Source organism: Methanomassiliicoccales archaeon (genome assembly GCA_026394395.1).
Lineage (GTDB): Archaea > Thermoplasmatota > Thermoplasmata > Methanomassiliicoccales > UBA472 > UBA472.
This window is the reverse complement of sequence record JAPKYK010000001.1, coordinates 261,592-274,212: the sequence shown is the minus strand read 5'-3', so window position 1 is coordinate 274,212 and position 12,621 is coordinate 261,592. Positions and strand designations below refer to the sequence as shown.

Annotated in this window: 14 protein-coding genes; 3 read left to right on the top strand and 11 right to left on the bottom strand. The window is 61.2% G+C overall.

The window, feature by feature from the left end:
- Positions 1–49 precede the first annotated feature (49 nt).
- Together NT131_01435 and NT131_01430 are read right to left on the bottom strand one after the other, a co-directional pair.
- Positions 50–388, bottom strand: coding sequence for a DUF1634 domain-containing protein (locus NT131_01435; protein MCX6650312.1), 339 nt, complete (start codon positions 386–388; stop codon positions 50–52).
- On the bottom strand, positions 388–1,233 hold the full coding sequence (locus NT131_01430; protein ID MCX6650311.1) for a sulfite exporter TauE/SafE family protein: 846 nt from the start codon (positions 1,231–1,233) through the stop codon (positions 388–390). Before NT131_01430 ends, NT131_01435 begins: the two co-directional genes overlap by 1 nt.
- Before the next feature lie 75 nt (positions 1,234–1,308).
- Here NT131_01430 and NT131_01425 point away from each other — a divergent pair, with 75 nt between their 5' ends.
- Entirely contained in the window at positions 1,309–2,160 is an 852-nt protein-coding gene (locus NT131_01425; GenBank protein ID MCX6650310.1) for a THUMP domain-containing protein, read from the top strand.
- A 9-nt stretch (positions 2,161–2,169) separates the two neighbouring features.
- Here the strand turns inward: NT131_01425 and NT131_01420 are convergent, their stop codons facing one another.
- From NT131_01420 to NT131_01380, 9 genes are all read right to left on the bottom strand, one after another.
- Positions 2,170–2,808: a 50S ribosomal protein L15e gene (locus NT131_01420; protein ID MCX6650309.1), complete on the bottom strand. Its 639-nt coding sequence runs from the start codon at positions 2,806–2,808 to the stop codon at positions 2,170–2,172.
- A gap of 131 nt (positions 2,809–2,939) precedes the next feature.
- The gene (locus NT131_01415) at positions 2,940–5,372 is read right to left on the bottom strand and encodes a DNA polymerase II (GenBank protein MCX6650308.1); all 2,433 of its coding nucleotides are present in this window, start codon (positions 5,370–5,372) and stop codon (positions 2,940–2,942) included.
- 3 nt (positions 5,373–5,375) lie between these two features.
- Positions 5,376–6,566, bottom strand: a complete 1,191-nt coding sequence (locus tag NT131_01410) for a redox-regulated ATPase YchF (GenBank protein ID MCX6650307.1) — start codon at positions 6,564–6,566, stop codon at positions 5,376–5,378.
- 86 nt (positions 6,567–6,652) lie between these two features.
- Positions 6,653–7,429, bottom strand: a complete 777-nt coding sequence (locus NT131_01405) for a DUF169 domain-containing protein (GenBank protein ID MCX6650306.1) — start codon at positions 7,427–7,429, stop codon at positions 6,653–6,655.
- A 37-nt stretch (positions 7,430–7,466) separates the two neighbouring features.
- Positions 7,467–8,276, bottom strand: coding sequence for a 16S rRNA (adenine(1518)-N(6)/adenine(1519)-N(6))-dimethyltransferase RsmA (rsmA, locus tag NT131_01400; GenBank protein ID MCX6650305.1), 810 nt, complete (start codon positions 8,274–8,276; stop codon positions 7,467–7,469).
- Position 8,277: 1 nt separating this feature from the next.
- Positions 8,278–8,826 carry a DUF655 domain-containing protein gene (locus tag NT131_01395; GenBank protein MCX6650304.1) on the bottom strand — a complete coding sequence of 183 codons (549 nt, stop codon included), beginning with the start codon at positions 8,824–8,826 and terminating at the stop codon, positions 8,278–8,280.
- A 12-nt stretch (positions 8,827–8,838) separates the two neighbouring features.
- Entirely contained in the window at positions 8,839–9,171 is a 333-nt protein-coding gene (locus tag NT131_01390; GenBank protein MCX6650303.1) for a hypothetical protein, read from the bottom strand.
- Between the two features lie 11 nt (positions 9,172–9,182).
- Complete coding sequence (locus NT131_01385) at positions 9,183–9,479, bottom strand: 50S ribosomal protein L21e (protein ID MCX6650302.1); 297 nt, start codon at positions 9,477–9,479, stop codon at positions 9,183–9,185.
- 2 nt (positions 9,480–9,481) lie between these two features.
- Entirely contained in the window at positions 9,482–10,717 is a 1,236-nt protein-coding gene (locus tag NT131_01380) for a tRNA pseudouridine(54/55) synthase Pus10 (protein MCX6650301.1), read from the bottom strand.
- Positions 10,718–10,827: 110 nt separating this feature from the next.
- On the opposite strand from NT131_01380, the gene NT131_01375 reads away from it, so the two are divergent.
- Both NT131_01375 and NT131_01370 read left to right on the top strand, forming a co-directional pair.
- Positions 10,828–11,742, top strand: a complete 915-nt coding sequence (locus tag NT131_01375; protein ID MCX6650300.1) for a 4Fe-4S binding protein — start codon at positions 10,828–10,830, stop codon at positions 11,740–11,742.
- A gap of 4 nt (positions 11,743–11,746) precedes the next feature.
- The gene (locus NT131_01370) at positions 11,747–12,619 is read left to right on the top strand and encodes a radical SAM protein (protein ID MCX6650299.1); all 873 of its coding nucleotides are present in this window, start codon (positions 11,747–11,749) and stop codon (positions 12,617–12,619) included.
- Positions 12,620–12,621: the final 2 nt, after the last annotated feature.

The window sequence follows — 12,621 nt, the reverse complement described above, 5'->3', positions numbered from 1 at the left end:
CATTGTTGGACCGTATGGATATACTATGCGGTTCCACAGATGTCGAGGCTCAGGTCGCCCCGAGAAGGACGGCGGCGGTGACCGCGAGCAGAACGGCCACGGAGATCAGTATGAACTTGCGGTCGCCTTCTTTGAGGAAGACGAACAAGGCCCCGACCACCCTGGTCAGGGGCGTAGCGATCAGCAGCACCAGCCCCAGTGTCAGGAAGGCCAGGGGATCCAGCTCGGCTAGTCCAGCGGGGATGCGGTCCAACGAGAGCACGCCGGTGGCCTCCGTGCCCTCGACCGCCCCTATTGCTAATCCGATCAGCATCATACATAAGCTCGATATCATGCCCCAGCGCAATATGGGCTGCACCACATGGCAGAGGTTGACCTGGGAGGTCATCAGGCACCTCCGTAGATGCCGAAGGCCTTCAGGACCATGGTCACGGCCACAATGAACAGCAGGACGGCGAACCAGCCCCGCAGCTGTTCCGACGAACGCTTGGCCATGAGCACCGTTCCCACATACGCCCCGGCGAACACGCCCAGGGCCACGGCGGCGCACAGGTAGGCGTCCAGCAGCCCGTGCCCGTAGAAGATTATGGCGCCGGTGAGGGCGGTCACCCCGATCATGAAGTTGCTGGTGGCCGTGGCCGCCTTCAACGGAACGCACATGCACACGTTCATCACCGGCACTTTGATCAGCCCGCCGCCGACGCCCAGCAGCCCGGAGAGAATGCCGGCTACGGAGCTGTAGGCCAGCCCTTTCTTCAGGCCCTTGACCCCGTAACTGACCTCGCAGCTGTCCTTGGGGTCGACGTACTGACAGGAAAGGTCCAGCATCTGGCCGTCGATGGCCGCGTCCTCGGGGGAGATGCGCTTCTCCCGGTGACGGAGCATGGTGAGCCCGGCGTAGACCAGGAGCATGGAGAAGAGCAGGAAGAGAACCGTCTGGTCCGTGTAGACGGCGATGAGCGCGCCGACTATCGAACCGACGGTGGTGGACATCTCCAGGAACAGTGCCAGCCGCACGTTGGTCAGCCCCTGCTTGACGTATTTAGTGGCCGCCCCGGTGGAGGTGGCGATCACGCCGATGAGGCTGGCGCCGATGGCCTCCTGCATGGGGATGCCGAAGCCGAGGGTCAGCAGAGGGATGATGATCAGTCCTCCGCCGATGCCCATCATCGCGCCGATCGTGCCTGCGCTCATGCACAGCACGGCGACGAGCAACAGGACCAGCGCATCCATCCTCCGGTCATTCCCGCCCTATCTCATAATGCTAGCGGGAGAATTGTTTATTACCCCGCTTGGCATGGAAGGGGCATGGGCCTGCTGTTGATCAGGTACGCCGAGATGGGGCTGAAGGGCCCGGGCATCCGCCGCCACTTCGAGAGGGTGCTCATCCACAATATGATGGCCTCCCTGGCCCAGGAACGAGTGGAGGCCTTCATCGAAAGCCAGTACGGCCGCCTTTTCGTCACCACCGGTCAACCGCAGGAGGCCGCGGCCGTGCTGCGCCGGGTCTTCGGCATCTCCTCGCTGAGCGTAGTGAGGGAATGCACGTCGGACGTCGGCGAGGTCCGTAAATTGGCGCTACAGGTGGCCGCCCCCCTGCTGAAGGACAGCGGCAGCTTCAAGGTGGACGCCCGCCGGAACGGCACCCATCCCTATACCAGCATGCAGCTGGCGGCCCAGGCCGGAGAGGAGATTTTCGAGGCATTGAAGCCCCGCGGGGTGCGGGTGGACCTGCACCATCCCGACCTGGTGGTCTACGTGGAGGTGCGCGACAAGCGCGCCTACGTCTTCAGCGAGTATCTGGAGGGGCCGGGCGGGCTTCCCATGGGTAGTCAGGGCAAGGTGGTGGCCGTCATCGAAAATAGGAGGGACGCGCTGGCCGCCTGGATGATGATGAAGCGGGGCTGCCGGGTGCTGCTGTTGGGCGATGACCCGGAAGCGTTGCATATACTAGAACGATGGGACCCCGAGCCCTGGAAGATAAGCGGGCACTTGGAGAGGGAAGTGCATGTCAGGAAGGTCGCGGGCGTGGTTGTGGGCTGGGACCTGGCCGAGGTAGCATCCGCTCCGCGCCTGGACGTGAACGTTCCGATATACCATCCTCTCATCGGAATGTCAAAAGAAGAAGTGGAAAGGCGTTTGGAAGAGATTTCTAAGTAGGCCAGAGGCCTACTTTATGCCGTGGTCGTGGGCGCGCACCGAGGGGCGGGCCTTCTCGGCACCCTTGCCCTTCCAGTGCAGTCCGCGGCCCTTGCGGCCGGCGGAGGTCTTACCGCGGTAGACCCTGCCCTTGTTGGCGTTGTCGCACAGCCAGTTCAGGTTCTTGTCGGCCATGACCGAGGGGTGGTGCTTGTCGACCAGGATGATCTCGAACCACACGTTCTTGCCATCCTCGCCGACCCAGTAGGAGTTGAGGACCTCCATGTTGGGGAAGTGCTTGGCCGCCCTCTCCTCGGCGATCCTCTTGATGCTCTTGCCCATGGTGATCTTCTTCATACCCTCGCGCTTGGACCGGCGTCCCTTCCAGATCTTGCGCTTCTGCAGCCCGCCCTTGCGGACGCGGCCACGGACCATGATGATGCCCTGCTTGGCCTTGTAGCCAAGGGCGCGGGCGCGGTCTAGGCGGGTCGGCCTCTCGATGCGGCTGAAGTTCTTCTCCCGCCTCCAGGAGATGTAACGTTCCCATTGAAGAGCCTTTACGTAAGAAGCCTCGGGTCGGTCCCAGGCCTTGGAGATGTAAGAGTAAAAGCTCTTACCGTTCACGGGCCTCGGTTCTTCCTCGTTATCGTCAACCTTCTTGTCAACCATTTGTATCACCAGTGCCACCAAGGGTGGCGCTTCGGGATTCGCCCCTTTCGGGGTACAACTCCGGCGAGACGCATCTCGCTACAGCGGCCTCAAATAATGTAGCTCTATTTAAACGATGCGCACGGAGCCTCTCACATGAAGTCGTCCAGCGACAATTTCTTGTCCGTCTTCTTGACCTGCTCCAGCCTTATGACCGGTTTCTTCTCCTCCGGATCGTAGTCGAAGAGGTTGGCCTGCTGGTTGCCGCTCATGAGGTCCTTGTCTCCCCAACCGAAGACCTCCGTCGCGCGCGACAGCGTCTGCGCCAAGCGCTCCGCATAGTAGCGGTAGTCGGGGGTATAGGTGAACTCCTGGCCGGAGATGTACGGTTGTACTTCCTGCGGCTTCCTGCGGGAGTTGGTGACCACCCAGGAGACCTTCATGCCTGGGACAAATTCGTACCCCATCTCAATGAGCTTCTTGGCCGTTTGGACGGTGGCCTGGGCCTCCGGGTTGGTGTAGTCCTTGAAAGCCCGGCAGCCCTTGGAGATGATGAGCTTCTCCAACGGCACCTTCCCGGCCAGGGTGTCCTGCACGTAGTTCCGTGCGGACTTCACCGCCTCCTCGGTCTTCCCGTCCATGATGAACTCGAACATGGCCATCAGGGATTCGGACTGCAGGTCGAAGGCGTCGGTGCGGCGCACCTCGTAGCCGCGTATGACCAGCTCCTCCTTGGGCCAGACCATGCGCCCGACGTACCTCTTCTTCTTGCCGTGGGAGAAGAGCGGCTCCATGATCTTCTCGAACTCCAGGGAGCCGCCCTCCTTGGAGAAACGCGTCGCCAGCTCCTTGCCGAAGGCCAGGGAACCTTCTATGTTGTCGTGCGGTGACTGCACGAAAACCGAGTCGGTGTCGGAGTAGATGACCTTGGTCCCCTCTCCCTCCAGGGAACTGATGATGCCTTTTGTCGTCTCCCTGGCGAAGGCGGTGATGCTGCCGCCGATGCTGCGGTCGGTGAAGCGGTAGAAGGAGGAGGCGAACACCCCGTAGAAGGAGTTCATGAGGATCTTGATGGCCGCTTGGAGACCGTCGTAATAGTGCGCCTCCTCGGGGTCCTTGGCCTTTTTGGCCAGGGCCTTGGTCTCGTCGCGCCGGTGCATCAGGTCGGCCAGTATCGACGGCAGGATGCCCGGCCTTTGCTCCTTGCTCAGGAAGTGCACGCCCAACGGGGAGACTATCTCCCCCTTGTCGTCGCGGGTGGTGAAGCAGATGTTGCGGGAGATGATCAGGCTGGGGTACATGGACTTGAAGTCCAGGACGCACACCCAGTGGTATACTCCGGGAGATATCTCGTGCACGTACCCGCCCTCGATGGCCTCCTCGTCGTCATCGAAGTTGCTTGTCAACGGCACGGCCACCTGCGGGACGTGGCGGTCGGCCGCGCGTATCATTATGGAGTCGATGAGCTGGGAGGAGCCACTGTTCAGCACGTCGTCCACCGGCATGCGCGAAACGGCGGCCAAATCCATGCCTTTCCGTATGCGGCCGACCTTTCCTAGGATCTTGAGCGCCAGCTCGGCATCCCTCGTGCAGTACGCCAGCACCTTGTCTCGATTGTTGGTCCATTCCTTGTCGATGGCCCGGGGATCGTAGTCCTCGCCCACCTTCATCTTCATGTCCACGTCTAGCTTCTCTTCGCCCAGGAGGAGCTTGGACACGGCGTTGAGCGTCTCCTGCTTGGGCTTTATCTCGATCTTCACCGCCCACCAAGCGTCGGTGATGAGCCGGCCGGTGCAGCGCCAGAAGCGGTTCATCACCCGGCGCGGGGTGGAGTGGTCCCGGCCCCACTTGAGCTCTTCTATCCCCAGCTTCTTGGCCCGCCCCATTATGAACGGTATGTCATACCCGTCGATGTTGTAGCCGGTGATGATGTCCGGGTCCTCCATCTGGATGACCTCGGTGAAGCGTTCGATGATCTCTTTCTCCGTCCCCGTGACCGGTTCCCCGCTACGTACCCCGCCCTCATCCTTGATGACGTAGCAGATGGTGTAGATCATCTGGTCGGTGATGGAGTTCTCTATGTCGAAGCTGAGCACCTTCAGCTTCGGCGTGAAGGGGGGTATCTCGGTGAAGCCTCGCAGGTTGATGGCCAGGTCCGTGGTGTAATCGCCCTTGATCTCCTCGCCTTTGGCGGTGAAGCAGGCCGGCAGATCGTTGTCGTAGATGAAGCGGTGGTGGAACGGTATGTCCGCGGCGTAGACCTCGAAGCCCTGCCTCTTTAGCTCGGAGCGGTACTGCGGCACCACCCAGGGGAACTTGATAACCACTTTGGAGCAGGTCTGCGTCCGGCCCTTGTTGATCAGGAACAGCTCCACGGGGTCTATGGCCAGGAAGTCGTCCTTGCCCTGCACGTAGGGCAGCACGTCCTCCGGCGGCGCGGCCACGTGGAAGTAGGGGCGGAAGCCGGTGCGGCGCATGGTGATGGAGCGCCCGTCACGCGTCTTTCCGTACAGCTCGACGACGATGTTGTCGTTGTCCGTCTTCGAGTAGGAAGCGGTGAGCAGCCGGACGTCCCATTCGCCCATGCCTCATCTCCTGGCCACTATGGTCATCACGTCCCCGTTCTCCAGCAGGTGGTCGTGCCCCACCACCCGGTGGGTGCGGGCGTTGATGGCCCTTATGAAATTGTCCCCCAGGTCGCTGTGGACCTTGTAGGCCAGGTCCCTGGCGTTGCTGCCGTTCTTCAGCATGAAGGCGTCCGGCAGCACGCGGCCGTCGTGGTCGGTCAGGTGGGTCTCGTCCTCCACCGGGTAGACCACGATCTGTTCCAGCATCTGGTAGGCCACCATCTCCAGGCATTTCTGCACCCCGGTGCCGCCGTACCTCTGCATGACCTGGGCCATGTAGTCCAATGCTTTCTTCTGATTGGCGTTCAGTTTGCCGGGGTCGTTGACCTTGAACTTCTCGTCCCCGGGAGTGTAGCTGATGAGGCCGGCCTTGGTCGCCCTACGCAACGCCAGCTCGGTCTCCGCGCAGGTGGGAATGGTCATGAAGCCTTCCAGTTCGCTCAGCCTCTTTATCAGGGCGGGGTCGGCCACATCAGCCTTGTTCAGGGCGATGAGCATGGGCTTGCTCTGGCGGCGGATGTGCTGCGCCAGGCGGAACATGTCCTCGTCCTTCCAGTCGATGATCTTGGCCGGCATGTCGGAGGCGCGCAGGGCCGCCGACACCTGCGCCTCGGTGACCCCCAGGCCGGTGAGGCGCTCGTGGATGACCTCCTCGATCTTATCGCCTTCTAGATGGGCTCCCCGGGCGATCTTGTCAAAGCCCTTCATCATGATGCCCTTCATCCACTGGACTATCTCCCGTTCCAGGAAGATCAGGTCCTCCACCGGGTCGTGGCTGCCGTGCGGGACGGAGTTTCCCTCACAGTCGGTGGAGCCGCTGGCGTCAATGACGTGGATGAAGGCGTCCGCCTGTCTTAGATCGTCGAGGAACTGGTTCCCCAGGCCTTTGCCTTGACAGGCGTCGGGGACCAGCCCGGCCACGTCGAGAAGCTCGACGGGCACCAGGCGCACCCCGTTCTCGCAGGCAGAATTTCGAGGCTGGCACTTGACGTTGAAGTCCAGATGCGGGCACTTGGCGCGCACGAAGCCCATGCCCTTGTTGGGCTTGATGGTGGTGAAGGGGTAATTGGCGATCTCCACTGTGGCCATGGTGGCCGCCGAAAAGAACGTGGACTTGCCCACGTTGGGTTTCCCGACAATACCGATGAGCATTTTCTCTCCTGCTATCCATAAGGTGGCCTGGGTAAAAAATGATTGCCTGAGACCGGCTCGTCACTTCTGCGCCTCAGGCACCAGGTTCATCTCCCTTCCGGGAAGGCCACCTGCGAACGCTTGCTTAGGAAGGATGATGGCAGGTCTCTTACCAGGCGCTCCGCGTCTCTGATACGGAGCCCCAGGGACATCAGGCCCGGGGGCATCCATTTGTTGCCGGTAGGATCCACCGGACCGATTATGAGGGTCTGGTCGGGGCAGTTGGAGGCCAACCCAGCGGGGTAGCTGAGGAAGGAGGCGCAGCTGGGGCCCCAGGGCGCAGATGTGGATGTGAAGGCGTCCGCAGTGCCGAAGTGGTGTAATGCCAGAATGTTCCTCAACTGTTCCGCTCCGGCGAACAAGAGGATGGCCCGAGGGACCCCCTCTCCTTCGCGGAAGTCCTGACTGGGCATGATGCACAGGTAGCGATCTGGGGGTCGTACCTTGCCCACGAAGACCTTGCTGCGCATGACCAGCTCCGGGTCTCGCTTCAAGTATTCGGCCTCTCCGTGCCTGAAGGTCGCGGTACCTGTCGATATGAAGAATTTCAGTCCTTCGGCCATCTCCGTCAGGCCAGTCCAGGTCTGTCCACCAGGACATACACCGGACCGGGCGTCGGCACCGATATGCAGGAGGTGCTCCTCTCCTTTGGCGCACATGAAAACGGCTTTGGCCAAGCATCTGTCCACCTCGCCAAATGGTTTGCTACCTGCCAGGACCTCCTTGCTCTCGAACACGCACAGGGGCTTTAGTTCCAGATGACCCGCCTTCTTCAACGTTTCGCCCAGGGTCGCTATGGGCATACCGGTCTTGCTGATGACCATTGTAAACACCCGTATTATCGATTGGTTGACCGTGTAATCAATGTGAGCATGAAGTTGTTCCCATGTCGAGCAACAGGTCCGAGAGCTCGGCTATCTGCTCCGGGGTCAGCCGCTCCACCCTCTCGTCCAGGTACGGAAGCGTCTCCCGTCCGCCCTCCGGGAGCATGTGCTTCATCTTAAGGATGGTGCCGATCTTCTTGCGCCGCTGCTGGAAGAGGACATCGATCAGCTTCAGGTAGTGCTTCTCGTCCTTCAAGGCAAAGGGGGCGGGCCTGGGCCTCAGCAGGACCACCGTGGAATCGACCTCCGGCTCAGGCCAGAAGCGAGACCGGGGGACGTTCTCGAGCAGCTTGCACTCCGCCCGGTAGTAGACGTTCACCGACAGCCGCGAATACTCGGTGTCCCCGGCCGGCGCGGCCATGCGCTCGGCGAATTCCCGCTGCACTATGATCACCGCCCGCTTGAACCTCAGGTCCAGAAGATGGAAGAGCAGGGGCGAGGAGATGCTGTAGGGGACGTTGGATATGAACAGGTCGAACTCCGGGACCTCCGTCTCCAGGAAGTCGCCCTGGATCACGTTCACCTGCGGGTAAGCGTCCTTGAGGTACCTGACCGCCCCCTCCTCCAGCTCCACGGCGGTGACGTTGGAGGTGCGCTTGAGCAGCGCTTCTGTCAATATGCCGAAGCCCGGGCCGACCTCCAGGACCCGGTCGTCCGGGGAGATGTTGAGATAGTCGACCTCCCGTTCGGCCACGCGGCGGTCCACCAGGTAGTTCTGCCCTTTGGACTTGGAAGGACGCACGCCGTACCGCTCAAGGAGGGAGCGCAGCTCCCCTACGCTTATCATCTCACCTAGAAACGAATATGCGGTATTTTTGTGTAGGGTCCGCCAGTTCGGACTCGATGCGCTTGGAGACCACCTTCTCCGGGTGCTTGAAGGTGGGTATCCTGGTGGCGATGTCCTCGAAGGACTTGAACGGCCCCTTCTTCCTCTCGTCGATTATGGCCCACATGGTCTTCTTGCCCAGGCCGGGCAGCAGTTCCAGCATGTGGTGGCGGGTGGTGATGGACTGGGCCTCGTTGAAGAACTGCGTGAACTTGGGCTCGTTCTCCTTCACGATCTCCAGTATGACGTACGGAAGCTCGCACTGCGCCCCGGCGGTGAGCTCCTCGAAAGCGACACGTCTCTTCACATGCAGGACCTTGTCCCGCTGCTCCATCTCCTTGCCGATGTAAACGGTCTCGCCCAGGTTGATGATGACCCCGGGCTTGGGGACCAATTCGAACAGTTTGAACTCGGTGCTGCCTAGGGCGTACGCTACTGGCTCCTTCCGGAAGCCGCGGTCCGAGGGTATCCCCTGCGGTAGGAAGTCAAGAATATGAGCGTAGTCCTCCAAATCGACACCAGCCTAAAGATACTCGTTCACCAGTTTAAGAATCTGCTCCCCCTGCTTCTTGTCGATGACCCGCCTCTCCTTCTGGAAGATCAGGCGTATATCGTCGAAGTGGGTGGGCACGAGGTCGGTTATCTTCACTGCCACTATTTCGGAGGTGTTCATGTCGTCGATGAAGTCAAGCTCCAACAGCTTGGCCCTCAGCTCCTTGGCCTTCGCGGCGCTCAGCTTCGCTCCCTTGGCGTGCTCCAGGGCCAGCTTCTGCTCGGGAGTGAACTCCCGGTCCTTGGCCTCGACCTCGAGCATCTCCTTGACCTCGGCCAGGGTGACGTAGCGATCAGCGGTCATTTTAACCACCGTCAGTTCTTCACTTTGCGCATGTGCTCAGGCCGGGATATGACCGTCTTGTACTTGTTGCCGTCCTTGACGGACAGTACATAGGCGCGCCCCTGGGCGGCGGTGACCGTTCCGGTCTTGCCGTGGAAGCGCAGGTGCGGAGCGCCCTTTATGATGCTGGGGTCCAGGTGGATGTGGGCCTGCTCCCCTACTTCGAACTGAACGAACTCGTGGGTGATGGCGGAAAGCCCGCGAGACCTGGGGGTCCTCCTTAGAACGTTCCTGCCTCTCCGCCTCAATCCGTGCGATGCTTTGACCATATCTATACCTCGCTGCTGTCGATGATCCCGATGACGTCCAGGGAGTCCACGGTGCAGGGGACCCCCAGCATCTCCGAGAGATTGGGTTCCGTCCTGCCATCGTCCCCGTGTACGAACTCCTTAACGTAGGTGCCGGACTCGGTGCGCAGGCGGAGCGTCATCTTATCCTCCTGGAAATTCTCCAGGACGACATAGACGATGCTCCGTTCGCGCTTCAGGTCCGCACGCCGGTGGGCCACCCTAACAGGCGTCCGCTGGACTATACGGGTTCTGTTGAACGTGCGAAGAACCTCATCAACTTTACCCTTATTAACTTTGCCGTGAATGGACACCTGCACGCGGTACTCCTTTTCCGGTGTGGCATCCTTGATCCTGCGGACCTCTTCGCGCGAAGATGGACGGAGGCCTTCGACCTCCACCAGTCCCTTGCCTTTCTCGTTGATCTCCCTTTCCAGGGAGGCGAGGTCCAGGGAGCGTATCACCGGAGAGCTTATCTCGATGACGAACGGCCGCCCGTTCCCTATCATGACGGCGTCTATATCCTCACGCCCCATCCCGTGGAAGAAGTGCTCCTTAGCTTTAGCGTAAGGAATAATGACGTCCCCGATCTGCTCCTGCACGCTGGTCTGGTACATCTTGCCGGTGTTGCCGCAGCGGGGGCAGCCCTTCCCCTGGCACACCCGGCAGGGCCACTTGGTCTGGGGGATCTCCCTGGACAGTTTGCGATAGCGGCCGTAGATGAAGAGGGGGGCGACGTCCAGCTCCACGTGGGCGAAGCGGGTGTCGACCAGCGCCACGACCTGGGGGTTTTTGAAATCGACGTCCTTGGAGGTGATGGCGAAGACCGCCTTGCCGATCTCCCGGTTCAGCTCCGATTTGATGGGCTCGGCGTGCTCCTGGCCCACCACGGACCATAGCTCCTCCTCTCGCGCCTGCACCACCGGGTCGACCCGGGTGCCCACCAGGAAGTTGTCGTACTGCACTTCCTGCAGCTTGAGGGCGATGGCCTCGGCGAAGCGGGGGACCTGGTCGAAGATCTCGTCGCAGACCGAGCACCTGGTGTGCGTCATCGGTCCCAACCCCCGTCCGGCCCGGTCCTCGTCTATCAGCGCGCGCAGCTCCGCTCCCCGCTTTTCGTCCGTGGTCCCCGTGCCCACGTGGGCGAACGGGCGGCCCAGGCAATGGTCGCACAGGTCGCGCTCCTGCGCCTTCAGCGCCTGCTCGAGAACTTCCTTCATGGTCGAGCGGCCTACCTCCTCCCCCTAATTAAAATGTTGTTAGCCTAACCAATCGTTAACGGGCAAAAGATTAATCCCCCGGGAGCCATGGCTCTTGCCGAAACGCACCCATGGTCAAACATAAGGACATCTTGCAGCTCCTGCGGGACAAGGGATACCTGGTCAGCTCCCTGTCCGTCTCCCACCTGGACGAGGTGAAGCGGGACGTGGAGCGCTGGCGCGAGGACGGTTCCCTGGACAAATATCTCTACGATACCTACCTGTTCCGCTTCCGTTATCAGATACCTGAGTCCTTCCCCAAGGCCAAGAGCCTGATCGTGGTGGCCGTACCACAGCCCACCTGCGAGGTGACCTTCGTCTGGAAGGGGCGGAAGGTCAAGGCCATCGTCCCGCCCACCTACGCCCATGCTGTCGAAGTGGACATGGAGATCGTCGACCTCATCGAGAGGGGCGACGGGAACGGGGTGCATCTCATGCGCGCCATATTGCCGCACAAGACGCTGGCGGCTCGGACCGGACTGGTGCAGTACGGGCGGAACAACATCACCTACATCCCGAAATACGGCAGCTTCTATCGCCTGACCAGCTTTTTCACGAACAGGGAGCTTCCGGACGATTGGCAGGAGGTGCGGGCCATGAAGAGATGCGATGACTGTGGCGCTTGCGCCGCAGCCTGCCCCACCAAGGCTATATCCGACGACCGTTTCCTATTGCACGCGGAGAGGTGCCTGACCTACCACAACGAGATGCCCACGGAGATGCCCTTCCCCGCGTACGTGTCCGAGGGCATGCACAACGCTGTGGTGGGCTGCATGATATGCCAGAAAGTATGCCCGGCCAACGAGAGCGTCAAGGACTGGATGGTCCACTGCAACGTTCTGACGGAAAAGGAGACCGATTATCTAATGAAGGGCGACTTCAGTGGCCCAGAGGCCAAGAGGATGACCGCCCGGCTGGAACCGATGGGACTGGACCTCACCATCTTCCCCCGCAACCTGAAGGCGCTGCTGGACCAGAAGGGGTGAGGCCGTGCCTCGTCGGCCTAACACCGAAGATGAGGGGGCAGAAAGGACGCAGACCGCTTCCCGGCACGTCCCCTTCATCACCTTGTCGGAATACGTCCCCCGGGTTTGGGTGACCCTTTCCGGATGCAACCTGGACTGCCGAGGATGCTTCTCCATTGCCAAGAAGGAGGTGGGACCCCCGCTTACCGTGCCCGAGCTAGTACGACTGATCGAGACCTCCGCCCAAGGTCTTTACGGTAAAGGACCGGAGGAGGTGCTCCTGACCGGGGGAGAGCCGACCCTGGACGAAGAGTACCTGGTGCACCTGGTGCGGTCCCTGAAGGACATATCGAAGAGGGTGACCGTGCAGACCAACGCCTCACTGCTGACGCCCGCGCTCCTCGATGCACTGCTGAGGGCAGGCATGGACGAGCTGCTGGTGGACGTCAAGGCTGTGAACGATGAGAAGCACAGGTGGTACACCGGTGCCTCGAACTCCCCGGTCCTGAATAACGTCGCCTATGCCTGCTCCAGAATCTGCACCGTGGTGAACACCCTGTTCATCCCCGGACTGGTGGAGGAGGACGAGGTGGTGGCGATAGCCCGCTTCCTGGCGGACTGCCGCCCTCTGGACCTGGAGTTCCGCATAAATCCCTTCCGAGCGGAGCTGAGCCCCTTCCTTATGTCCAGGACACCAGGGGACGAGGAGCTGGAGTCGGCGGCCATGACCGCCCGCGCATATTATCCGAATACCGTAAGCAGCCGCAGCTGCCTCAAAGAAAGCAAGGGGGGCCCGTCCAAGACATGGATCACCGTTTTCCCGGATGGGAGGACGGAGCGGCGGGGGTTGGACGACTACCGCGCCAAGAACGTCGAGCTGTTCGGGGACAAGGGCTGACC

Coding starts and splice junctions, on each gene's coding strand:
- NT131_01435 (MCX6650312.1), bottom strand. CDS start 388: ATGACCTCCCAGGTCAACCTCTGCCATGTGGTGCAGCCCATATTGCGC.
- NT131_01430 (MCX6650311.1), bottom strand. CDS start 1,233: ATGGATGCGCTGGTCCTGTTGCTCGTCGCCGTGCTGTGCATGAGCGCA.
- NT131_01425 (MCX6650310.1), top strand. CDS start 1,309: ATGGGCCTGCTGTTGATCAGGTACGCCGAGATGGGGCTGAAGGGCCCG.
- NT131_01420 (MCX6650309.1), bottom strand. CDS start 2,808: ATGGTTGACAAGAAGGTTGACGATAACGAGGAAGAACCGAGGCCCGTG.
- NT131_01415 (MCX6650308.1), bottom strand. CDS start 5,372: ATGGGCGAATGGGACGTCCGGCTGCTCACCGCTTCCTACTCGAAGACG.
- NT131_01410 (MCX6650307.1), bottom strand. CDS start 6,566: ATGCTCATCGGTATTGTCGGGAAACCCAACGTGGGCAAGTCCACGTTC.
- NT131_01405 (MCX6650306.1), bottom strand. CDS start 7,429: ATGGTCATCAGCAAGACCGGTATGCCCATAGCGACCCTGGGCGAAACG.
- rsmA (MCX6650305.1), bottom strand. CDS start 8,276: ATGATAAGCGTAGGGGAGCTGCGCTCCCTCCTTGAGCGGTACGGCGTG.
- NT131_01390 (MCX6650303.1), bottom strand. CDS start 9,171: ATGACCGCTGATCGCTACGTCACCCTGGCCGAGGTCAAGGAGATGCTC.
- NT131_01385 (MCX6650302.1), bottom strand. CDS start 9,479: ATGGTCAAAGCATCGCACGGATTGAGGCGGAGAGGCAGGAACGTTCTA.
- NT131_01380 (MCX6650301.1), bottom strand. CDS start 10,717: ATGAAGGAAGTTCTCGAGCAGGCGCTGAAGGCGCAGGAGCGCGACCTG.
- NT131_01375 (MCX6650300.1), top strand. CDS start 10,828: ATGGTCAAACATAAGGACATCTTGCAGCTCCTGCGGGACAAGGGATAC.